At 68.7% G+C, this 23762-nt stretch carries 14 protein-coding genes; 11 read left to right on the top strand and 3 right to left on the bottom strand.

All coding sequences use genetic code 11. From position 1 onward, the window contains the following. Window positions 1-152 precede the first annotated feature (152 nt). On the top strand, window positions 153-1667 hold the full coding sequence (locus tag FHT09_RS03570; RefSeq protein ID WP_104605684.1) for a hypothetical protein: 1515 nt from the start codon (window positions 153-155) through the stop codon (window positions 1665-1667). A gap of 60 nt (window positions 1668-1727) precedes the next feature. On the opposite strand, the gene FHT09_RS03575 is transcribed toward FHT09_RS03570, so the two are convergent. Further along, on the bottom strand, window positions 1728-3830 hold the full coding sequence (locus tag FHT09_RS03575) for a glycosyltransferase (RefSeq protein ID WP_104605682.1): 2103 nt from the start codon (window positions 3828-3830) through the stop codon (window positions 1728-1730). A 239-nt stretch (window positions 3831-4069) separates the two neighbouring features. Between FHT09_RS03575 and mrcB the strand changes: the two genes are divergently transcribed. The 5 genes from mrcB (at window position 4070) to FHT09_RS03600 (ending at window position 10969) form a co-directional block, all read left to right on the top strand. Beyond that, a complete protein-coding gene (gene mrcB, locus FHT09_RS03580) occupies window positions 4070-6514 on the top strand; it encodes a penicillin-binding protein 1B (protein WP_104605680.1) in 2445 nt (814 codons plus the stop codon). 13 nt (window positions 6515-6527) lie between these two features. Beyond that, entirely contained in the window at window positions 6528-7052 is a 525-nt protein-coding gene (locus FHT09_RS03585; protein ID WP_104536043.1) for a hypothetical protein, read from the top strand. 251 nt (window positions 7053-7303) lie between these two features. Continuing rightward, entirely contained in the window at window positions 7304-9310 is a 2007-nt protein-coding gene (locus tag FHT09_RS03590; RefSeq protein ID WP_184416851.1) for an ATP-dependent DNA helicase, read from the top strand. A 28-nt stretch (window positions 9311-9338) separates the two neighbouring features. Further along, window positions 9339-10058 carry a tRNA (adenosine(37)-N6)-threonylcarbamoyltransferase complex dimerization subunit type 1 TsaB gene (gene tsaB / locus FHT09_RS03595; protein ID WP_104536041.1) on the top strand — a complete coding sequence of 240 codons (720 nt, stop codon included), beginning with the start codon at window positions 9339-9341 and terminating at the stop codon, window positions 10056-10058. Next, window positions 10055-10969: an ADP-ribosylglycohydrolase family protein gene (locus tag FHT09_RS03600; protein WP_104605678.1), complete on the top strand. Its 915-nt coding sequence runs from the start codon at window positions 10055-10057 to the stop codon at window positions 10967-10969. The genes tsaB and FHT09_RS03600 overlap by 4 nt, the downstream gene beginning before the upstream one ends. A gap of 82 nt (window positions 10970-11051) precedes the next feature. On the opposite strand, the gene FHT09_RS03605 is transcribed toward FHT09_RS03600, so the two are convergent. Beyond that, window positions 11052-11924 (bottom strand): energy transducer TonB, encoded by an 873-nt coding sequence (locus FHT09_RS03605; RefSeq protein WP_104605676.1) that lies wholly within the window; start codon window positions 11922-11924, stop codon window positions 11052-11054. Beyond that, window positions 11921-12871, bottom strand: a complete 951-nt coding sequence (gene gshB / locus FHT09_RS03610; RefSeq protein ID WP_104605674.1) for a glutathione synthase — start codon at window positions 12869-12871, stop codon at window positions 11921-11923. Before gshB ends, FHT09_RS03605 begins: the two co-directional genes overlap by 4 nt. Before the next feature lie 240 nt (window positions 12872-13111). On the opposite strand from gshB, the gene pilG reads away from it, so the two are divergent. The 5 genes from pilG to FHT09_RS03635 all read left to right on the top strand — a co-directional run bounded on the left by pilG (window position 13112) and on the right by FHT09_RS03635 (window position 23755). Next, window positions 13112-13513, top strand: a complete 402-nt coding sequence (pilG, locus tag FHT09_RS03615; RefSeq protein WP_024711139.1) for a twitching motility response regulator PilG — start codon at window positions 13112-13114, stop codon at window positions 13511-13513. A 17-nt stretch (window positions 13514-13530) separates the two neighbouring features. Next, window positions 13531-13893 (top strand): response regulator, encoded by a 363-nt coding sequence (locus FHT09_RS03620; RefSeq protein WP_104536037.1) that lies wholly within the window; start codon window positions 13531-13533, stop codon window positions 13891-13893. After that, window positions 13893-14423, top strand: coding sequence for a chemotaxis protein CheW (locus FHT09_RS03625; RefSeq protein WP_003482487.1), 531 nt, complete (start codon window positions 13893-13895; stop codon window positions 14421-14423). The genes FHT09_RS03620 and FHT09_RS03625 overlap by 1 nt, the downstream gene beginning before the upstream one ends. Window positions 14424-14462: 39 nt before the next feature. Then, a complete protein-coding gene (locus FHT09_RS03630; RefSeq protein WP_104536036.1) occupies window positions 14463-16499 on the top strand; it encodes a methyl-accepting chemotaxis protein in 2037 nt (678 codons plus the stop codon). A 113-nt stretch (window positions 16500-16612) separates the two neighbouring features. Beyond that, window positions 16613-23755 (top strand): Hpt domain-containing protein, encoded by a 7143-nt coding sequence (locus FHT09_RS03635; protein WP_104605672.1) that lies wholly within the window; start codon window positions 16613-16615, stop codon window positions 23753-23755. Window positions 23756-23762 lie beyond the last annotated feature (7 nt).

Here is a 23762-nt window from a genome sequence, read left to right on the forward strand (position 1 = left end):
AAACAAGGTGTGCTCGCTTCCCGAATCCCGAATCCCGAATCCCGATTCCCGATTCCCGATTCCCCCAAGCCCACATCGTCTTCGCAGCAGACCGCTACCATGACGGGGTGAACGCGTCTCCCTCAGGTCGCGCCAAGGACGGACGCCACCGCATGCTCCCGCTTCCGCGCTGGGCCCGGTCGCCTCGTCTCTGGGCGCCATTGCGCAGCCGCGCGCTATGGCGCGTGGTGCTGGCGTCGTGCGCCTGTCTTTTGCTGGCCGCGGTCGTGCTGCGCAAGCCGCTGGCTGATTGGCTATGGCCGGACACGCGCATCCAGCAATTGCTGCAACGGGGCGATGCGGCGCTGTCGCGCGACCACCTCAGTGCAGCCGACGGCAACGGCGCGCGCGAACTGTTCGCTGCTGCGCTTGCCCTGGACAGCGATCGTGATGAGGCCCGTGCCGGCCTGGCGCGCACCGGCGCCGCCGCCGTGGTGCAGGCGCGCGCGGCGATTGCGGCCGGGGATGCCGCTGCTGCACAGCGCGCGCTGACGCTGGCGAGCGCGCTGGAGGTGCCGCAGGCGCAGATCGCACCGGTGGCACTGCGCCTGCGCCAGTTGCAGGCGCGTCGGGCCGGCCTGGACGCCTTGTTCGCACAGGCGGTGTCCGCGCAACAGCAAGGGCGCCTGGATGGCAGCCCGGACAGCGCGCTGCCGTTGTATCAGCGCATCCTGACCCTGGCACCTGAGCGCACCGATGCGCTGGAAGGGCGCGAGGACGCCCTGACCGATCTGCTGGCGCAGGCGCGCCAGGCCCTGGCGCGCGATGCGCTGGCCGATGCGGCGATGCTGCTGGCCGCTGCCAGGCACTACGACGCCGGGCATGCCGATGTGCCGCTGACCGAAGGCCACTATCACCGTGCGCTGGAGCAGCGCCGTCAGCGCGCGCAGGGCCTGTTGCGGCGTGGCCGGCTGGCACCGGCCGCACGCGATTTCACCGCCGTGCTGGCAGCCGAGCCGGCGGATGTGGCCGCCCAGCGTGGGCTGGAGCAGGTGGCAGGCGAATATGCCGCGCAAGCCGGCAGGCAGGCGGCAGATTTCCAGTTCGACGCCGCGCTGCAGTCGCTGCAGGAAGCCAAGACCTTGCTGCCCGGCGCCGCCGCGATTGCGCAGGCCGAGCAGGCGATTGCGCGTGCCCGCGATGCCCAACGCAGCCCCGAGACCGGGCTGTCGCGCAGTGCGCGCGAGCGTCGCCTGCGTGCGCTGCTGCAACGGGTGGCAGCTGCCGAAGCGCAGCAGCAGTGGATGACGCCGCCCGGCGCCAGTGCCTACGACGCGGTGCGTGCCGCGCAGGCGCTGGCGCCGGGCGATCCACGCGTGCTGCAGGCCGCCGCACGTGTGGTGCCGGCCAGTCAGCGCTGCTTCGAGGACGAGCTGCGCAACAACCGCCTGCGTGCCGCGCGCGGCTGTCTGGATGCCTGGCAGGCGCTGACGCCCAACGGCGATGCACTGGCCGGCGCGCGTCGACGGCTGGCGCAACGCTGGGTTGCGGTGGGCAGCGAACGCCTGGGACAGGAAGACGCCGCCTTTGCACGACGCGCGCAGGACGAGGCGCACCAGCTGGATCCGGGGCTGCCGGAATTGGCCGAGTTCACGCGCCGGGTCAAGGCCGTGACCGAGCAGCGTTGACGCAGCGGCTGTCTTCGACGGCGCTACCCGCAGCGCCATCCCCGAGCGCCCGGCGCGCACTCACTCCGCGATAAATAGCGCGCGCACCGTGCCACGCGCCGCATCCAGCGAAAAATGCCGGGCCACGTTCTGCAACCCGTTGTCGGCCAGACGCTGCCACAGCGCCGCATCGCGATACAGGCGCACGATCGCCTCGGCGAAGTCAGCGGCATCATCGGCCACGCAGACGTCCTCGCCGTCGCGCAGATGCATGCCTTCCACCGCGCAGGTGGTGCCGACCACCGGCTGCCCATGCGCCATGCTCAGGTTGATCTTGCCTTTGACGCCGGCGCCGAAGCGCAGCGGCGCCACCGCGATGCGTGCGTTTTCCATGAATGGCAGCAGATCCGGCACATGCCCGTGCAATCGCACGCCGGGGCATTCGTCGGCCAGCAGTGTCAGCGCCTCCGGCATGTCCGCGCCGATGCAGTGGAAGATCACCTCCGGCAATTGCGCGCGCACCTGCGGAAAGATCGCGCTGATGAACCACTGCACCGCATCCACATTGGGTGGATGCCGAAAGCCGCCGACGAACACCAGGTCGTGGCGTTGCTCGAAGCCGCAGCCGCTGCCGGCCACCTCATGCAGATTGGAGAGCAGGGCGGTGCGGATCTGCGGTGCGTCCGCCTGCAGCTGCGCCTGTTCGGCTGCCGAGACCAGCAGCGTGACATCGGTGGCGGCCATGATCTCCAGCTCGCGCAGGCGGGTGCGTTCGGCCGCGCGCAACAGGTTGGCATCGCCGGCCAGCTCGGCGCCGCGGCGCTCGCGCAGGTAATGCAGATCGACGGTGTCGAACAGGGTGCGGGCCTGCGGGGCGTATCGTCTGAGCAGCGGCAGGCAGGCATGCGCAACGTGGTGACGCACCAGCAGCACCACGGCAAACCGCGGGCCGTGCGTGCGCAGCCAGCTGCCGATGCCGTCCAGGAACGGCGCGTACCAGACTTCCACGCCCAGTTGCTGCAGCGCCTGCGTGTGCCGTCCGGCGTGTTCGCGACGGGTCGGCACGAACACCACGTGCGCGCCTTCTTCGCATAGCAGGCGGATCAGATTGAACTGCCGCAACGAACCCGAGTCGCGATCCGGTTGCGGCACGCATTCGTCCAGGATCAGCACCTGGCGTTGGCCGCGATGCAGCAGCGCAGGTCCGGGGACCGTGCCGGCCGGTAGCTGCGTTGCCAGGGCCTGCTGCCACTTGTCGGCGAACACGCCTTGGTTGCGCACCTGATACGCCTTCACCGCGGTGCGGGTGTCGGTGCCATTGCTGGTGCCCTCGTCGTGCACCACCACGCTGGTCGGCTGCACCAGCACCCGGTAGCCGGCCGCACGTACCGCAAACGCCAGATCGGTGTCTTCGTAGTACGCCGGCATGTAGCGGCGATCCAGCCCGCCCAGCGTCTGCAACAACGCGCGTGGCAGCGCGATGGCCGCGCCGGAGCAATAGTCCATCGCGCGCACATAGGCATGGCGCGGGTCGTCGGCCGATTCGAAGCGACCGTAACTCCAGGCGCTGCCATCGGCGAACACCACGCCGCCGGATTCCTGCAGGCGTCCGTCCGGGTACACCAGTTGCGCGCCGACCAGCCCGGCACTGGGGTGCTGGGCAAACGTGTCGATCAGCCGATCCAGCCAGCCGGGCTGCGGGATGGTGTCGTTGTTGAGCAGCACCACGTAGTCGCCGCGCGCCAGTGCGATGCCGTCGTTGCAGGCGGCGATGAAGCCGCCATTGCTGGCGCGCCGGTGGTAGTGCAGCCCCTGCACCTGCGGCAGCTGCGCCTGCGTGGCGTCGCTGCTGCCGTCGTCCACGACGATGATCTTCACCTCCAGCAGCGGCGGATGTGCGGCCAGTGAGCGCAGGCACGCCAACGTGTGCGCGATGTGGTTGTAGACCGGAATCACCACCGTCACGCGCGGGGTGTCGCTGTACGGAACCGCGAACGCGGCAAACGGCGCCGCCTCCGGCAACCACAGCGGCGTGCCGAGCGCCACCGGCGGTGCCTGCGTATGTACGCGAATGCGCTGCCAGGTGGCGCGCCAGCCGCGTGTGCGCATGCTTGCCACGCTGCGGTGAATCAGCCCAAGCACGCGATTGAACAGATAGCGTGCATCGGCCAGGGACATCGACATTCCGTTGGACCTCCAGATGTGGCGTGGCGAAGAACACCCGGCGAGCAGTCGACAGGCGGCGAGGACGGCACAAGGCAACCGCAGGGTACGCAGGGTACCCGCAGATGCCGAAGACGGTCCGTGCCCGCTGACGGCGAGCGTTGCCGCTTTGTTAGCCGCTCTTAAGTCAGCGGGGCCGGCCGACCACAACCACGACAGCGCTGCGCTAGACTCGCCGGACTCTACATTCTCGCATCCCTGTGCCCCGACGCCACGACAACGACGCTCCCGACGATTTCGAGGACGACTCCACCGAGCAAGGCTCCCGCTGGCAACGCAGGCTGATTGTCTGGGCCTTTGCGGCATTCGCGCTGGCGCTCGGTTTTCTGATTCCCTACACGGTGTATCTGAACAAGCAGGTCACCCAGCGGTTTGGCGAGCTGCGTTGGCAGATCCCGACCCGCGTGTACGGGCGGCCGTTGGTGCTGGCGCCGGGCAATGCGCTGGATGCGGCGACGTTGAAGACCGAGCTGGACGCCGCCTCGTACCGTGACGACGGACAAGCCAAGCTGGCCGGCACCTACCAGCAGGACGGCAGCCGCTTCACCATCGCCAGCCGCGGCTATATCGATGTGGATGGGCGCGTGCCCGCGCGGCGGGTGGAGGTCGGCCTCTCCGACGGGCGGATTGCCAGCCTGCGCGACGCCGGCGACCGCAAGGCGCTGAAGGGTGCGCGGCTGGACCCGGCGCGCATCGCCACGCTGTATGGGCAGAAGCAGGAAGAACGGCGTCTGGTGCGCATGGAGGAAGTGCCCGAGCTGCTGGTCACCGGCCTGCAGGCGGTCGAGGACCGCGACTTCAACAGCCACCACGGCATCGATCTCAGCGGCATGGTGCGCGCGGCCTGGATCATGGCGCGCTCCGGCGGCCAGGTCCGCCAGGGCGCCAGCACACTGACCCAGCAGCTGGCGCGCAGCGGCTTGCTCGGCATCGGCAAGGAACAGACCCTCACCCGCAAGTTCAACGAAATTCTCTACGCGGTGATCATGGAGGCGCGTTACGACAAGCGCACCATCCTGGAGGCCTATCTCAACCAGGTCTACCTGGGCCAGCGCGGCGGGCAGGCGATCCACGGCGTGTCCTCGGGTGCGGAGCTGTGGTTCGGCCGCGAGCTCAATTCGATGACCACCGAGCAGATCGCCTTGCTGATCGGCCTGGTCAAGGGGCCGTCCTACTACGACCCGCGACGCAACCCGGAGCGCGCGCTGGATCGGCGCAATTTCGTGCTGGGCAAGCTGCACGAAAACGACCTGATCGACGCGGCCGAATACAAGCGCGCGCTGGCCGCATCGCTGGGCGTGCCCGCCGAGCCGGGCCTGGTGGCGGCCAACCGCTTCCCGGCCTATGTGGATCTGGTGCGGCGCCAGCTGGCGCACGACTACCCGGAAGGCGTGCTGCAGGGCGCCGGCATGAGCGTGCTCACCGGCATGTCGCCGTCCGCGCAGGCCTATGCCGAAGGCGCGGTCACCGGCACCATCAAGCGGCTGGATAACAAGAAGCGCCCCCCGCTGCAGGCCGGCCTGGTGCTGACCGACGTGCATAACGGCGACGTGCTGGCGGTGGTCGGCAGCCGCGACGTGGCCAAGCCGGGCTTCAACCGCGCGGTCGAAGCGCAGCGGCAGGTCGGCTCGTTGCTCAAGCCGTTCGTGTACCTGCTGGCGCTGGCCTCGCCGGACCGCTGGGCGCTGTCCAGCTGGGTCGACGATGCACCGGTGACGGTGCAGCTCAGCCGCGGCAAGACCTGGTCGCCGGGCAATTCCGACAACCGCAGTCACGGCACGGTGCGGCTGATCGATGCGCTGGCGCATTCCTACAACCAGGCCACGGTGCGCGTGGGCATGCAGGTTGGCGCGGAGCGCATCGCGCAGCTGATCCAGGTACTGGCCGGCATCAAGGCCGACACCAATCCCTCGCTGATCCTCGGTGCCACCGATCAGAGCCCGTACGGCATGGCGCAGCTGTACCAGTTCCTGGCCGCCGGTGGCGAGATCCAGCCGCTGCATGCGGTGCGCGGCGTGCTCGATCCGCAGGGCAAGCTGCTCAAGCGCTACGACAAGACCCCGGCACCGGCGCAGGAGGGCGATTCGGTGGCGGCCAACCTGATCAGCATCGCCCTGCAGCAGGTGGTCAGCGGCGGTACCGCGCGGCAGTTGCTGGGCGATGGCCTGGGCCGGCTGTCGCCGGCCGGCAAGACCGGCACCTCCAACGACGGCCGCGACAGCTGGTACGCCGGCTACACGGGCGACCATCTGGCGGTGATCTGGATGGGCAACGACCAGAACGCGCAGACCGGCCTGTACGGCGCCACCGGCGCGATGCGGGTGTGGTCGAGCATCTTCGCGCGGCTGCCGAGTGCGCCGTTGAAGGTCAGCGGCAAGGGCCTGGACTGGCAGTGGGTGGACGCGGCCGGTACCGGCGTGACCGATGCCGGTTGCCCTGGCGCGCGTCAGTTCCCGTTCGTGGTCGGTTTCACGCCGGCCTACGCCCCCTGTGCCGGCAATGCACCGTCGATCGAAGGCGTGCCCGGCGATGCATCCGCGCCGGCCGAGCAATCCAGCGGTGGTGGCTGGCGTCGCTTCTTCGGTCTGGAAAAGAAGCCGGAAGACCCTGCGCCGGCACCCGCCGCGGCTGCACCTGCACGTTGACTGGAGTGACCTGATGAACCGACTGCACCGTTTGCTTGCCCTGGCTGGCGTGTCTGCCGCACTCACCGCCTGCGTCAGCGCGCCACCTGTGCCGCCGCCGACCCCGGTGGACCCGACGACGCCGACACAGCGGCTGCTGCTGATCGAACGCGAGGCCGGTGTCGACGACACCGAGCTGTCGGTGCAGCCATTGCGCGACCCGCAGGTGGACGACCTGCGCGAGGCCGCCAAGAGCAAGCGCCAGGCCGGCGATCTGGCCGGCGCGGCGGCGGCGCTGGATCAGGCCGTGGGTCTGGTCTCCGGCGATCCCGCCATCCTGCAGGAACGTGCCGAAGTGGCGGTGCTGCAGGCCGACTGGCCTGCCGCCGAGCGTTTCGCCAGGCAGGCCATCGAGCTGGGCTCCAAGACTGGGCCGCTGTGCCGTCGGCATTGGGCCACCATCGAACAATCGCGTCTGGCGCGCGGCGAGAAGGAAAACGCCGCCTCGGCCAAGTCGCAGATTGCCGGGTGCACGGTGCCCGGCGTGAAGCGCTACTGAGCACGGCGACGCCGCCGGCTGCGCCTGCAACAAGGCAGGAGCAGCCGGCGTGCGGTGCGGTCTGTATCGCCCGCAAGCACTTGCTCGACGCGCGCCGTTGCTGCCCGCGCACGACTGCCAGCGTTGCCTCGCGGTCCTCCGTGAGGCGTAAGGGCCGGCCGCGCGGCCATTGCCACCTCCGCCGCGCACCCCACACAGCATCACCGCGCACGCGCTAGGCTGTCGCGCTTCCTGCCCCAGCATCCGGTCCCATGTCCCAACTTGCCACTGCCAGCATCGAGGCGCTCAGCGAGGGCGGGGCGCTTGCGCGTCAGCTCGATGCATTCGCGCCGCGTGCCGCGCAGTTGCGCCTGACCGGCGCCATCGCCGAGGCGTTCGAGGCACGCGAGGTGCTGCTGGCCGAAGCCGGCACCGGCACCGGCAAGACCTACGCCTATCTGGTGCCGGCACTGCTGTCGGGGCTGAAGACCATCGTCTCGACCGGCACGCGCGCGCTGCAGGACCAGTTGTTCCATCGCGACCTGCCGCGCGTGCGCGCCGCGCTCGGCATCGGCCTGCGCAGCGCACTGCTGAAGGGCCGCGCGAACTATCTGTGCAAGTACCGCACCCAGCAGGCGCGCGGCGAGCCGCGCCTTGCCACGCCCGAGCAGGTCTCGCAGTTCCAGCGCATCGTGGCCTGGAGCGGGCGTACCCAGTTCGGCGACATGGCCGAGCTGGAGGCCCTGCCGGACGATTCGCCGCTGCTGCCGCTGGTGACCTCCACCGTCGACAACTGCCTGGGCACCGAATGCCCGTTCTACAGCGAATGCTTCGTGGTGCAGGCGCGCCAGCGCGCGCAGGCGGCCGATCTGGTGGTGGTCAACCACCATCTGCTGCTGGCCGATCTGGCGCTCAAGCAGGAAGGCTTCGGCGAGATCCTGCCCGGCGCGCAGGCCTTCGTCATCGACGAGGCGCATCAGCTGCCGGAACTGGCGGCGAACTTCTTCGGCGAGAGTTTCGGCATGCGGCCGTGGCAGGAACTGGCGCGCGACTGCATGGTCGAAGCGCGCCTGGTCGCCGGTGCGCAGGCCAGCCTGCAGGAACCGATCCTGGCCCTGGACCAGGCCCTGCGCGGCCTGCGTGCCGGCATGGAAGGCCTGCCGTCACGCGGCACCCAATGGCGCGCGCTGGCCAGGCCGCAGGTGCGCGAAGGATTCGATGCGGTGCTGTCGTCGCTGGCGCGGCTGGGCGAGGCCTTGCTGCCGTTGCGCGAGGCCTCGCCCGGGTTCGACGGCTGTTGTGCACGTGCGCAGGAAGCGCTGGCGCGGCTGTCGCGGTGGCTGGGCGAGGACGCGCCGGTGCCGGATTTCGACCAGGAGCTGCCGAAGACCGTCGACAACGATGTGCTGTGGTACGAGCTCAGCCCGCGCGGATTCCGCTGCCAGCGCACGCCGCTGGATGTGTCCGGCCCGCTGCGCGAGCATCGCGAAAAATCGCATGCGGCCTGGGTGTTCACCTCGGCCACGCTGGCGGTGGGCGGCGAGTTCGACCATATCGCGCAGCGCCTGGGCCTGAGCGATCCGGTGACCTTGCTGCAGCCCAGTCCCTTCGACTGGGCGCGCCAGGCGCTGTGCTATCTACCGCCGCATCTGCCCGATCCCGCAGCGCGCGGGTTCGGCACGGCGCTGATCGCGGCGCTGACACCGGTGCTGGACGCCTCCAACGGCCGCGCATTCCTGTTGTTCGCTTCGCACCGCGCGCTGCGCGAGGCGGCCGACGCATTGCGCGGCGCACCGTGGCCCTTGTTCGTGCAGGGCGAGGCGCCGCGTGCCACCTTGCTGCAGCGGTTCCGCACTTCCGGCAACGGCGTGCTGCTGGGGTCGGCCAGCTTCCGCGAGGGCGTGGATGTGGTGGGCGATGCCTTGAGCGTGGTGGTGATCGACAAGCTGCCGTTCGCCGCGCCCGACGACCCGGTGTTCGAAGCGCGCCTGGATGCGATCCGCCGCGACGGCGGCAACCCATTCCGCGACGAGCAGTTGCCGCAGGCGGTGATCGCGCTCAAGCAGGGCGTGGGCCGGCTGATCCGCAGCGAAACCGATCGCGGCGTGCTGGTGCTGTGCGACCCGCGGCTGGTGAACAAGGGCTACGGCCGCACCTTCATGAATTCGCTGCCGCCGTTTGCGCGCACCCGCGAGATCGGCGACGTGCGCGCGTTCTTTGGCGTCGCCGCGCCGGTGGGCGACAATGGCGTGCTCGCGTTGCCGTTCGGCGACGCGTGAGCGTCCCCTTCCTGCCTGCGGTCCTGCCATGAAAGTGCTTGCGTTCGAGACCTCCACCGAAGCCTGTTCCGTCGCGCTGCACGTGGATGGCCGCGTGCTGGAGCGCTTCGAACTGGCGCCGCGTCGCCATGCCGAACTGGCGCTGCCATGGGCCGAGCAACTGCTGGCCGACGCCGGCATCGCGCGCCGCCAGCTCGATGCGATTGCAGTCGGTCGTGGCCCGGGCGCCTTCACCGGCGTGCGTCTGGCGATCGGCATCGCGCAGGGCATCGCGCTGGGTCTGGACGTGCCGGTGCTGGCGGTGTCCACACTGCAGGTGCTGGCGCTGCGCGCGCCCGCCGAGGCGGCGCAGGTGCTGGCCTGCATCGATGCGCGCATGGGCGAGGTGTATGCCGGCGTCTTCGCGCGCGACGGCGACACGCTGCGGGAGCTGATGTCGGAAGTGGTCTGCGCACCGCAGCAATGCGTCGTGCCGGACACGCTGCACCGCTTTGCCGGTGTCGGCAGCGGATTCGCCGCTGCCGAGGCGTTGCTGCAACAGCGCTTTGCGACCCGGCTGAGCAGCATCGATGCCGCCGCACTGCCGCATGCCGCCGATCTGCTCACGCTGGCCGTGCCGGCGCTGCTGCGCGGCGAAGGCGTGGCGCCGGAGCGGGTGGAGCCGGCGTATCTGCGCGACAACGTGGCGCTGACCCTGCTCGAGCAACAGGCCGCACGCGCAGCCAAGGCCGCTGGCGCCGCGCCATGACCGACGACCTGCAGCGCGCGCGTTTTCGCGGCTGCCTGCTGGGCCTGGCGGTGGGCGATGCGCTGGGCACCACGCTGGAATTCTGCGCGCCGGGCAGCTTCACGCCGATCGACGACATGCGCGGCGGCGGCCCGTTCGCGCTGCGCGCCGGGCAGTGGACCGACGACACCTCGATGGCCTTGTGCCTGGCGCACAGCCTGCTGCATCGGCAGGGCTTCGACGCCGCCGACCAGATGAACCGCTATTGCAACTGGTACCAGCACGGCTACCTCAGCAGCACCGGCACCTGCTTCGACATCGGCGCGACCGTGCGGCAGGCACTGGAGCGCTATCTGGATGGCGGCCCGGCCTTCAGCGGCAGCACCGATCCACGCTCGGCCGGCAATGGCTCGCTGATGCGGCTGGCGCCGGTGGCGATGTATTACGCGCACCGCCCCGACCAGCTGGGCGAGCGCGCCGCCGACAGCTCGCGCACCACGCATGCCGCCGACGAAGCGCTGGATGCCTGCCGGCTGTTCGCCTTCCAGTTGCGTGCCGCGTTGCTCGGCGGCCAGCGCCAGCAGGTGTTGCAGACCCGCTGCGAAGGGCTGTCGACACCGGCGCTGCGTGCGTTGTCGGCGCGCGACCATCGTGCGGTTCCCGCCGCACGGATCCGCGGCACCGGCTACGTGGTGGATGCGTTGTCGGCGGCGCTCTGGTGCTTCGCCACCACCGACACGTTCGCCGATGCGGTGCTGCGTGCGGCCAACCTGGGCGACGATGCCGACACCACCGCGGCCATCTGCGGTCAGCTGGCCGGTGCGTTCCATGGCATCGACGGGATTCCTGCCGCCTGGCGCGCGCGCGTGCAGGATGCGGATGCGATCGTCGAGCTGGCCGATCGGCTATACGCAGCTGCGCAGCTCGCATAACGCCGCGTCGCGCATCGGCCAATACAGTCTGCCGGAAAGGCATGCCGCAGAAAGACGCGTCCTTGTCGGCACGCGCGACGGCTCAACGGTCGTCGTGCAGTTCGCCGCCGGGCAGGAACAGCCAGGTGCGTGTGACCTGCAGGATATCCACGTCGTCCTTGGTCCTGGGCAGCGGCGGGAACGGCTGCGCCAGCTGCACCACCCGTAGCGCTGCCGCATCCAGGGTCGGGGTGCCGCTGGAGACCAGCACGCGGCTGCTTTCGACGCTGCCGTCGCGGCGCACGCCCACGCTGATCACCACTTTGCCGCCGAGTCGGCGCCGGCGCGCTTCGTCCGGGTAATTGAGATTGCCGACGCGCTCGGCGCGGTCCACCCAGGCACGCAGGTAGTTGGCGTAGGCGTACTCGCGGGTGCTGGCCGAGACGAACTTGCGATTGGGACGCTTGGCATATTGTTCCGAGCGCAGATGCACCTCGGCAGCGAGTCGCGCCATTTCCGCGTCGCGCTGCACGCGTTGCGCATCGGTGGGCGAGAGCGGGTCGGTCTGCGGGTTCGGCTGCGGTGTGGGCACGGTCTGCTCGCCGCGGCGACTGGCCACCACTCGGGTCTGGGTCGGTTCCGGCACCTGCACCATGGTTGCCCGCTGCGCCTGCGGTGCCAGCCCGCTGCGGTCCTGCGGCACCACCCCGGGTTGGCTGTCGCGCGGACGTTGCGCGGTGGCGTGATCGCCGCCGCCCTGCTGGTTGGCCTGGGCCAGGAAATCGGCCTGCCTGGGCGTCAGCGGGGTGCTGGTCTGGCTGAAGATCACATCCAGCGTCGGCACCAGCGGAGCGTCCTCGCTGACCGCAAACCCCACGCCCAGGATCAGCGCGCCGTGCAGCAGCAGCGAGATCACCAGCGTCGCGGTCAACCGTCGCCGCTCGTCCATGGGAGCCGGTGCCGCGGCCACGCTCATTGCGCCGCGCCGGCCTCGATCGCGTCGAACAGCAGCCCGGCGATGTTGAGGCCGAACTGCGCATCCAGCTCGCGCACGCAAGTGGGGCTGGTGACGTTGACCTCGGTCAGGTAATCGCCGATCACATCCAGGCCGACGAAGCGCATGCCGCGGCGGCGCATTTCCGGGCCTACCTGCGCGGCGATCCAGCGGTCGCGCTCTGACAGCGGCCGACCTTCGCCACGCCCGCCGGCGGCCAGGTTGCCGCGGAATTCGTCGCCCTGCGGAATCCGTGCCAGGCAGTAGTCCACCGGCTGGCCATCGACCAGCAGGATGCGCTTGTCGCCGGTGGTGATGTCGGGGATGAAGCGCTGCGCCAGGGTCAGCTTGCGATTGCCGTCGGTCAGCGTTTCCAGGATCACGTTGAGGTTGGGGTCGCCGGTGCCGCTGCGGAAGATCGAACGCCCGCCCATGCCGTCCAGCGGCTTGAGCACGGCCTGGCCATGTTCGAGCACGAAGGCCTTCAGCGCCGCCGCATCGCGGCTGACCAGGGTCGGCGGGCAGCATTGCGGAAACAGCAGCGCGGCCAGTTTTTCGTTGTAGTCGCGCAGGCCCTGCGGGTCGTTGACCACCTGCGCGCCGGCGCGCTGGGCCACGCTCAGCACCTGGGTGTCGTAGACGAACTCCGCATCCACCGGTGGGTCCTTGCGCATCAGCACCACCTGGCCGGGGCCGAATGCCAGTTCGGCGAACTCGCCCAGGGTGAACCAGCCGGTCTTGTCCTCGCGCACGCTCAAGGGCGCAACCTGTGCCACCGCGCGCCCCTCGCGCAGGCTGAGTCCGCCCGGACGCACATACTGCAGGCGGTGACCGCGCCGCTGCGCTTCCAGCAACATGGCGAAGGTGGTGTCTTTGGCGATCTTGATGGAGGCGATGGGATCCATCACCACAACGACGTCGAGCGACATGGGGAGCTAAACCTCTAGAACAGGCTGCCGATGGTAACTTCAAGCGGTGGGCGATGGCGCGCCCGGCCGGTCGTGAGTGCGCGACTTGCCGGTCGCCCCCGCAGCTGCACACGGTCGGAACGTCCGCCTGGCGGGCCCCCGGCAACGTACCCTTGACAGTCGATGCGGGTCTTGGGATATACATGTAGTTTCGTAGCGACGCCGGAAGGGAAGAAGCGTCGCGCGTCCGGGGATATTTGCATGACTGAAAACATTGCTGCGGGTGGGGAACTCGCAGGACTGAAGGTGATGGTGATCGATGATTCGAAGACCATTCGCCGCACCGCCGAAACGCTGCTGAAGCGGGAAGGCTGTGAAGTAGTGACAGCGACCGATGGTTTCGAGGCACTGGCCAAGATTGCCGACCAGCAACCTCAGATCATTTTCGTCGACATCATGATGCCGCGTCTGGATGGGTACCAGACGTGCGCGTTGATCAAGGGCAACCAGCTCTTCAAGTCGACGCCGGTGATCATGCTGTCGTCCAAGGACGGCCTGTTCGACAAGGCACGCGGCCGCATCGTCGGCTCCGAGCAATATCTGACCAAGCCGTTCACACGTGAAGAACTACTGAGCGCGATTCGCACGTACGTCCACGCCTGACCAGGGGGAAAGGCAACATGGCTCGAATTATATTGATCGAGGACTCGCCCACCGATAGGGCAGTCTTCAGTCAATGGCTGGAAAAAGCAGGCCATACGGTCGTCGCCACCGACAATGCCGAGGAGGGACTTGCGCTGATTCGCAGCCAGGCGCCCGATCTGGTGCTGATGGACGTGGTGCTGCCCGGCATGAGCGGCTTCCAGGCAACGCGCGCATTGGCGCGCGACCAGGCCACCAAGGACATCCCCGTGCTGCTGGTCAGCACCAAGGGCATGGAGACCGACAAGGCCTGGGGTCTGCGACAGGGTGCCAGCGACTACATCGTCAAGCCGCCGCGCGAAGACGATCTGATCGCCCGCATCGAACAACTGGTGCGTTGATGCGTTCTCCATTCGACATTCTCGAAGACTACGAGCGTCGTAGTCTTGCGCACGCCACGCCGCTGCCGGAACGCCAGTTCTCGGCCGACATCTGGCGCGGCGTCGGTTATCGCGTCGGTACCCGGCGCCTGGTCTCGGATTTCCGCGAAGTCGCGGAAATCGTGCCGATGCCGCCGGTCACGCCGGTGCCGGGCGCACAGCCCTGGCTGTTGGGCGTGGGCAACCTGCGCGGCAACCTGTTCCCGGTGATCGATCTGAAGCAGTTCCTGGAGGGCCGACGGACGGTGCTGCAGGAAGGCCAGCGCGTGCTGATCATGCGCCAGAGCGGCGGCGACGTCGCGCTGACCATCGATGAGCTGTACGGCCAGCGCAGCTTCGAGCAGGTCCAGGCGGTCGAACCCGGCGAGTTGGCGCAAGGCCGCTACGCCCACTTCATCGACCGTGCCTTCCGCAACGAGACGCAGGACTGGGGTGTGTTCTCCCTGGCGTTGCTGTCGCGCACTCCTGAATTCCGGCAGGCCGCGGCCTAAGCCGCGACCCCGCCACGTCATACAGATCGAGGTCGAACCATGAGTACCGCCCCGGACGCCCGCAAGACCAACAAGCTCGGCAGCGTCAGCACCAGCTTCTGGCTTGGTTTGCTGGTGTTGTCGATGATCGTGTTCGGCGCCAATACCGGCGTCGCCACCTGGCAGGGCAGTCGCTTGGCCGGTGCCGGCACCGGCGCGGCCGATCTGCAGGTGCTGTCGCAGCAGCTGGCCAACCAGGGCCGCGAAGCGGTCTCCGGTGACCCCAAGGCGTTCGCCGCGTTCAAGGAGACCAAGGGCCGCATCGACAGCACGGTCAGCGAACTGGATGGCCGCTACGGCCAGGAAGGTTCGGTCGCCGGTGCGATGGCCCAGCTCAAGGCGACCTGGGTGCCGCTGAGCAAGAACGCCGATCAGGTCATTGCCAGCGAACCGGCGGTGCTCGGGCTGGCCGGCAACGCCGAACGCTTCTCCGGCAGCGTGCCGCAGTTGCAGGCGCAGTTGAACGAAGTGGTGCGCGCGATGACGGTCAGCGGCGCGCCCGCGTCGCAGATCTACAACACGCTGCAGCAGGTCGTGGTTGCCGGCACCATGGCGCGCCGGGTGACCGAAATGCGCGCCGGTGGCGCCAATGCCGCCGCCTCCGGCGATGCGCTGGCGCGCGACTCGGTGGTGTTCACGCAGATGCTCGAGGGCCTGCGCGCAGGCAACGACGAACTCGGGATCGCCGCGGTGCGCAATCCGGCCGCGTTGTCGGCGCTGGAGCAGTCGCAGGCCCAGTGGGTGACGATGAAAAAGGACGTCGACGCCATCCTGGCCAGCTCGCGCAACCTGTTCGCCGCGCAATCCTCGGCCGCCGCACTGACCGCCGGTTCGAACAAGATGCTGGACGACAGCAAGAAGCTGTTCGATGCGTTCTCGGCGTTCGGCTCGGTGCGCGACACGCGCCTGTTTCCGAACTTCTGGCTGGGCGTGGTGTCCGGCCTGCTGGCGCTGCTGGCGATCATTGGTTTCGTCTGGAGCTCGGTGCGGATGCGCTCGCGCGAGCAGGACGTGCGTTATCAGGCGCAGGTGGAATTCAACAGCCGCAACCAGCAGGCGATCATGCGCTTGCTGGACGAAATCAGCTCGCTCGGCGAGGGCGACCTGACCGTCAAGGCCTCGGTGACCGAGGACATGACCGGCGCGATTGCAGACGCCATCAACTACGCGGTGGACGAGTTGCGCCACCTGGTGACCACGATCAACGACACCTCGGCCAAGGTCGCCGTGTCGACCCAGGAAACCCAGGCCACCGCGATGCAGCTGGCCGACGCAGCCGGGCAGCAGGCCAACCAGATCACCACCGCTTCCGAGCGCATCAGCGAAATCGCTGCCAGCATCGAACAGGTGTCGCGCAATTCCACCGAATCGGCCGAGGTGGCACAGCGCTCGGTGGTGATCGCCGCCGAAGGTGCCGGCGTGGTGCGCGAGACGATCCAGGGCATGGACCAGATCCGCGACCAGATCCAGGAAACCTCCAAGCGCATCAAACGCCTGGGCGAGTCCTCGCAGGAGATCGGCTCGATCGTGGAACTGATCAACGACATTTCCGAGCAGACCAACATCCTGGCGCTCAACGCTGCGGTGCAGGCCGCCTCGGCGGGCGAGGCCGGTCGCGGTTTCGCGGTGGTGGCCGACGAAGTGCAGCGCCTGGCCGAACGCACCTCCAGTGCGACCCGGCGTATCGAAGGCCTGGTGCAGACCATTCAGGCCGATACCAACGAAGCGGTCAGCTCGATGGAGCAGACCACCTCCGAAGTGGTGTCCGGTGCACGCCTGGCCGAAGACGCCGGTACCGCGCTGACCGAAATCGAGCGCGTGTCCAACGCCTTGAACAACCTGATCAAGAACATCTCCATCGCCGCGCACCAGCAGTCGGCCGCAGCGACGGACATCACACAGACCATGGGCGTGATCCGTCAGATCACCAGCCAGACATCGCAGGGTGCGGAGCAGACGGCCGAGTCGATCGGCAACCTGGCTCAGCTCGCGGCCGATCTGCGCCGTTCGGTCGCCGACTTCAAGCTGCCGGCGTGAGCACGACGCGGAACGGGAAAGGATCAGCAGATGGCGCGTAGTAGCGTTACGTCGATGCAGGAACAGACCGGTGGCCGCCCTGGCGGTACGCCGGCCGTAGGCAGGGGGCTGCAATGAGTGCGCTTCGCGATGCGATGAGTCACGCCGCGCTGGGCTGGGTCAAGCCGGAGCTGGACGAGACGTTGCGCCAGGCGCGCAACGAGATCGAGTATTTTGCCGAAGAACCGTCCGACACCAGTCGGATGCGTTTCTGCGCCGGCTATCTGCACCAGGTGCAGGGCACCTTGCGCATGGTCGAGCTATACGCCCCGGCGATGGTGGCCGAAGAACTCGAACTGCTGGCCCAGGCGGTGCAGGCCGGCGACGTGGCCGACCGCAACGAAGCCTGCGCCATGCTGATGCGTGGCACCGTGCTGTTGCCCGATTACCTGGAGCGCCTGCAGAACGGTCACCGCGACATTCCGATCGTGCTGCTGCCGCTGCTCAATGAAATCCGTGCCACGCGTGGTCAGCCGGGTCTGAACGAAAGCGTGCTGTTCGCGTTCGATCCGCAGGCCGGTGCCGCCACCGAGGCCGAGCTGGATCATGCCCGCGGCAGTCTGAGCGGGCGCAATCGCGAGTTGCTCGACACCGTCGGCAACGCGGTCAAGGAAGAATTGCTGCGCGTCAAGGATGCGCTGGACCTGCACCTGCGCACCGGCGGCGAGATCGCCGACCTGCAGAGCCAGGTCAATGATCTCGGCAGCGTTGCCGACACCCTGGGCATGATGGGCCTGGGCGTGGCGCGCAACGTGGTCGTGCAGCAGCGCGATGCGCTGGCGCGCGTGGTCGACGGCCAGGTGCAGATGGACGAAGGCGTGCTGCTGGATATCGCCGGCGCGCTGCTCTATGTCGATGCCTCGCTGGATGATCAGGTCGCCAGCCTGGGCGCCGATGTCGGCGACGGCAACGAAGCCAGCAACAGCGCCACCTCCTCGGAAGTGCGGCGCACGGTGGACGTGCTGGCGCAGGAAGCGATCGCCAATTTCGGTGCGGCGCGCGAGCATTTCGTCGCCTTCATCGAGACCAACTGGGACCACGCCCGTCTGACCGATGTTCCGCATCTGCTCGGCGAAGTGGGCGGTGCCTTGCGTATCCTCGAGCTGCCGCAGGCAGCCGATTATCTGGAAGGCGTGCGCCGCTACGTCGATCTGGAACTGATCGGCAAGCAGCGCGTGCCCAGCGGTCGCCAGCTGGACACCCTGGCCGACGCGATGGCCAGCCTGGAGTACTACCTGGAAGCCCTGCGCGAGCGCCGCCCCGGCCGCGAGGAGATCCTGGACATCACCCGCAACAGCCTGGAGACCCTGCGCTACTGGCCGCTGCCCTCGGGCCAGCCGTCCGACCTGCCGGTCGGTGCCGACCAGCCGGGCAGCGTGGCCGAGCCGCAGCCGTCCGCCGCATCGCTCGCTCGGCAAACCGGTGCCCCGGCGCTGGCGGCCAACGACGCTGCGCCGACGCCGTCGCTGGAATGGGCCAACGAAACCGTGGTCGAGGCGCCGTTCGCCGCCAGCGTGGTGCACGACACCGGCGCCGCCGCCACCGATACGGCGTTCTCCTTCGACCCGGTCGCCGCCGAAGAAACCGTCTCCGGCCAGGCGCACGTGCCGTTCACGGTCGCGCCGCTGGACCTGTCCGACGATGGCGCGCAGGCGCCAGGCGACTGGCAGCTGGAAACCAGCGAGCACGCCGCACCGATCGCCACCTCCGTGTTCGACCCGGTGTCGGCCGAGCAGGACGGCAGCGTGTCTGCCGATGCCGCGCAGGTCAGCTACACCGTGGATCTGAGTGCGCTGGAGCAGGACGACAGCGCCACGCCCGCGGTTGCCGAACCGGCGCCGCTGCAGATTGAGCAGATCGAGTTGCCGGGCGATGCCGACCAGACCGAGGCACCGCTGGACTTCATCGCGCAGGCCGAAACCAACCGCGCGCAGACCAGCATCGACGATGCGTTCTCGCCGCCGCCGTTGCCGCCTGTCGCGCCGCAGGAGCTGGACGACCCGTTCGTCGAATCCGTGCCCGAACCGCAGCCAGCCCCGGCCGATGAAGCCTCCGGGCAGAGCGCGCCGCGCGTGCAGCAGGCGGTGGTCAGCGAATTCGAACTGGACGCCGCATCGACGGCGTTCCTGGCCCAGCTCGACGCGGCCGCCGCGCAGTTCGATGTGCAGCATCCGCAGACGACCGATGCCCATGCCCAGGCAGCGAAGGCAGCGCCCGAGCCAGCAGTGAGCGAGCCGGTCCAGGCGAGTGCGGATGTTGGCATCTTCGGCGGCTTTGGCGACAGCGATATCGACGACGATATCCGCGACGTGTTCCTGGAGGAATTCGACGAGGAACTGGTCAATCTGGGCCAGCTGCTGCCGGTATGGCGTGCCGCGCCGCATAGCCAGGACAACCTGCGCCCGATCCGCCGCGTCTTCCACACCTTGAAGGGCAGCGGTCGTCTGGTCGGCGCGCAGGTGCTCGGCGAGTTCAGCTGGAAGATCGAGAGCATGCTCAATCGCGTGCTCGACAATTCACGGCCGGCCAGCCCGGCGGTGGTGGCGATGGTCGAGCTGGCCTACCAGGTGCTGCCGCAGTTCAACGCCGCACTGCGCGACCAGGGCCGCATCAGTGCCGACCTGCCGGACATCCAGGCAGTTGCCGAGCGTGTGGCCGCAGGCGAAGAAGTCTATTACGTGGCCGCGCCGGCGACGCCGGCGGCTGCGGATGTCGGTTTCATTCCGGCAGCTGCAGGTGTGTTCGCGGCGACCGGTGGCACACCGGCGTCGGTGGACAGCGTGCTGCGCGAGATCCTGGAAGCCGAAGTCGCCACCCATCTGGAAACCGTCAACGCATGGCTGCACGCCAGCCAGGCCGAGCCGCAGTTGGCGAGCGAGGAATTGCTGCGCGCCGTGCACACCATGAGCGGCGCATTCGCGATGACCGATGTGCCGGAAATCACGTTGGTGACCACGCCGGCCGAAAGCTACGTCAAGCGGCTGCTCGCCGCGTCGCTGGTCCCATCGCAGGAGGGCATCGACGCCATCGCCGCAACGGCCGCCGCAATCGCCGTCACCGTGACCGCCTTGCGCGCCGATGCGCCGTTGATCCCCTCGTTTGCGCCATTGACCGAGCGCCTGCGCGCGCTGGTGGAGACCCTGCCGGAAGTGCAATGGCCACCGCATGCGTTCCTGGACGAACTGGACGACCTGGATGCGCCGAGCGAGTCGGGGGTCGACAGCGAGTCGGCGGTCGAGCTGACCGGCGCGCAGGATCTGTCACAGTATCTGGACGCCAACGTGCTGCCGCCGGATGCGGCCGATCACCGCGCGCCCGCGCATGTCGCCGATGACGCCGCGCCGGATGCCGATGCGCACGCCGACGCCCCGATCGCGGTGGACGAGCTGGCCGAGGCCGAGGCCGACGACACGTCGGCGCTTGCGCTGGAAGCGCCGGCACCGCACGAACAGGCACAGGCAGCTGACATTGCTGCACAGGAGCTAGAGCCGGGTGTCGAATCGGTCGAGACCGCGCAGGCAGCACCTGGGGATGCACTCGCATCCGAGGCCGGTACGGAGCAGGTCGCCGACGCGGTGCATGGCGATGCTGTCCAGCACCAGCACCAGCACCAGCACCAGCACGAAGCCGAAGCCGAAGCCGAAGCCGAATCGCTTGGCGTCGGTGCGCACGACACGCCGGCCGATGAGCCGGTGGTCGACGCCGCTGCCTGGGACGCGACCGGATTGCAGCAGGCCGGCAGTGGCGATGCGGCCTCGCATGAGCAATCAAGCCAGGTGCCGGACGCTGGCGAGCACGTGGCGGTGGACGAGTTGTCCGACGCGGAAGCTACGTTGGGCGACGCGCAGACGCTCGCCGCGCCGGAAGCCGGGGATGTCGATGCCGACCGTGCAGACCCCGAGCAGCAGTCGCTGGGCGAGCACGCGGCCGTGCACGACCAACACGATGGCGCCGCGATCGCGCAGGATGCCGACGCGGCGTCGAGCGATGGCGCCGCGTCCACGGACGATGCGCCTGTCGAGACCATCGAGGCATTGGAAGCGGTGCACGCGCAGGCCCTGCTTGCCGACCAGACCTACGCGGCGACCAGCGAAGACTGGACGCCGGGCACCGCGGCGCTGGACAGTGGTGCGACTGAGCAGGGCGACCACGTCCCCACGCCGCACGAAGGGACGACCGCCGGGCAGGCACAGCACGCGCAGCTGCCTGCCGACGAAGCAGCCCAGCACGGCGATGCCGCGTTGCCGCACGATGCCGACGCGCAGGTTGGCGACCGGTTGCACATGGAAGACACGGCGCAGTTTGGCGAGCAGCCGGCTTCCGAAGAGCATGCTCTGTCGGGCGAGCAGGTGCACCCGCAGCAACCTGCGCATGCGGACGAGCCTGCGCAATCGGACGCGCACGTCGAGTCGAGCGAGCAGGAACGCGCGGACGCGCACGCGCATGCCGACCAAGTCGAGCACATTGCAGAGGCAGAGCACGCTGCACAAGCGCAGCAGACTGACGAAGCACAGCAGGCTGCCGAAGCGCTACCCGAACGCACCATCGAGTCGGTGCAAGCCTTCGAGATGGCGCAGGTGGCCGATCGGGTCGAAGAAACCGGCGATCCGCAGTCGGAAATTGCGCCGGAGCTGCATTCGGACGTCGTTGCCGACGCCGAGGCGGATTCTCGTGCCGATGCCGGGGTCCACGCGCAGCATCCAGACGCAGACGAGACGCTCGAGGCTACCAACGCAACGGATCCTGTCGAGCATCCCGAACAAGTCGGACACGCCGAACCCGCAAGCGAACACGAAGACGCTGCAGCCGTGCCCTTCAGTGCGCCGGTGGAAGACGCCGCAGCGGCCGATGGCACCGCCAACGATGTGGGCGCAGACTTCGATGCCGGCCCGCTCAACTTCGACCAGCTCGATGGCGAGTTGGTCGACATCTTCGTCGAGGAAGGCCGCGACCTGCTGGATCATTGCGATGGTCTGATCGCCCGCATGCGCGAGGTGCCGGAAGACCGCGAGGTCCTCAACGGACTGCAGCGCGACCTGCACACGCTCAAGGGCGGCGCGCGCATGGCCGGCATCAACGCCATTGGCGATCTCGGCCATGCGATCGAATCGCTGCTCGAGGCGGTGGCGGCCAACCGTACCGACATCGACCGCGACGACGTGCGCCTGTTCGAGCGCGGCTTCGACCGCCTGCATCAGCTGCTGACCCGCACCGGCATGCACCGCGCCGTGGCGATGCCGACCGACCTGGTGGAAGCCTTCGAAACCCGTACCCGTGGCCGCAATGCCGCAGAGCCGAGCGACGCCGATGTGCGTGCGATCGCCAAGGCGTCGGTGGAACCGGCACCGCTGTCGGCGCCGGTGCCGGTCGAAGGCCAAGTCGAGGAAGAACTGATGCCGCGCGCGCAGCAGGAACAGGTGCGCGTGCGTGCCGACCTGCTCGATCGCCTGGTCAATCACGCCGGCGAAGTGGCGATCTACCGCTCGCGCCTGGAACAGCAGATGGGCGCCTTCCGCGGTGCCATGGGCGAACTGGATCGCACCAACGCCCGTCTTCGCGACCAGTTGCGGCGTCTGGATCTGGAAACCGAAGCGCAGATCGTGGCGCGGTATCAGCGCGAGCAGGACCAGGGCGATCGCACCTTCGATCCGCTGGAACTGGACCGCTTCTCCACCCTGCAGCAGCTCAGCCGCGCGCTGAACGAATCGGCCGCCGACTTGGGCGGTCTGCAAGGGGTATTGGAGGACCTGTCGCGTCAATACGATGGTCTGCTGCAACAGCAGTCGCGCGTCAGCTCCGAGTTGCAGGACGGCCTGATGCGCGCGCGCATGGTGCCGTTCGACGGCCTGGTGCCGCGTCTGCGTCGGGTGGTCCGCCAGGCGGCCAGCGACACCGGCAAGCAGGTGCATCTGCTGTTGGAGGGCACCCAGGGCGAACTCGACCGCAACGTGCTCGATCGCATGGTCGCGCCGCTGGAACACATGCTGCGCAACTCGGTGGCGCACGGCCTGGAGACGCCGGAGCAACGGCGCGACGCGGGCAAGCCGGAAGAGGGCAGCATCGCGATCCGTCTGCGCCGCGAAGGTTCGGAAATCGTGCTGGAAGTGGCCGACGATGGCGCCGGGCTGGACCGCGAGGCGATCCGTCGCCGTGGCGAGCAGCGCGGCCTGATCGAACCTGGCCAGGAGCTCAGCGAGGCCGAGCTGGATGGGCTGATCTTCGCCTCCGGTTTCAGTACCTCCGAGCAGGTCAGCCAGCTGGCCGGCCGTGGCGTGGGCATGGACGTGGTCCGCAACGAAGTGCGCCAGCTGGGCGGCTCGGTGGACATCCACTCGGTGCGCGGCCAGGGCGTCACCTTCACCCTGCGCCTGCCGCAGACGCTGGCGGTCACCCAGGCGGTGTTCGTGCGCATCGGCGACACCACCTTCGCGGTGCCGGTGGCGTCGGTCAGCGGTATCGGCCGCATCTCGCGCAGCCGCTACGCGTCTGGCGAGGGCGGCTACCACTACGCTGGCGAAGAGTACGTCCTGCACGATCTCGGCTCGCTGGTCGGCCAGGCCGCCGCGCGTGCCGATGGTCAGGCGCAGGTGCCGTTGCTGCTGGTGCGTGCGGGCGACCTGCGCGCGGCGGTGGCGATCGACCAGGTGCTGGGCAACCGCGAAATCGTGGTCAAGCCGGTGGGCCTGCAGATCGCCTCGGTGCCGGGCATCTACGGCGCCACCATCACCGGCGATGGCCGTGTGGTGGTGATCCTGGACGTGGCCCCGCTGGTGCGTCGCTATCTGAGCCAGCCGGCGCGGCCGGCGCTGGAAACCCCGGCCGAATCGCAGCGCCAGGTGCCGTTGGTGATGGTGGTGGACGATTCGCTGACCATGCGCAAGGTCACCAGCCGCGTACTGGAACGCCACAACCTGGACGTCACCACCGCACGCGATGGTGTCGAGGCATTGGAACTGCTGCAGGAGCGCGTGCCCGACCTGATGCTGCTGGACATCGAAATGCCGCGCATGGACGGCTACGAGCTGGCGACCGCGATGCGTGCCGACCCACGCTTCAAGGCGGTGCCGATCGTGATGATCACCTCGCGCAGCGGCGAGAAGCATCGCCAGCGCGCCTTCGAGATCGGCGTGCAGCGTTACCTGGGCAAGCCCTACCAAGAGTTGGATCTGATGCGAAACGTGTATGACCTGCTGGGGATCGCCCGTGTCCGAGAATAATGGCGCA

The organism is Xanthomonas sp. CFBP 8152 (genome assembly GCF_014199025.1).
GTDB lineage: Bacteria > Pseudomonadota > Gammaproteobacteria > Xanthomonadales > Xanthomonadaceae > Xanthomonas > Xanthomonas arboricola_B.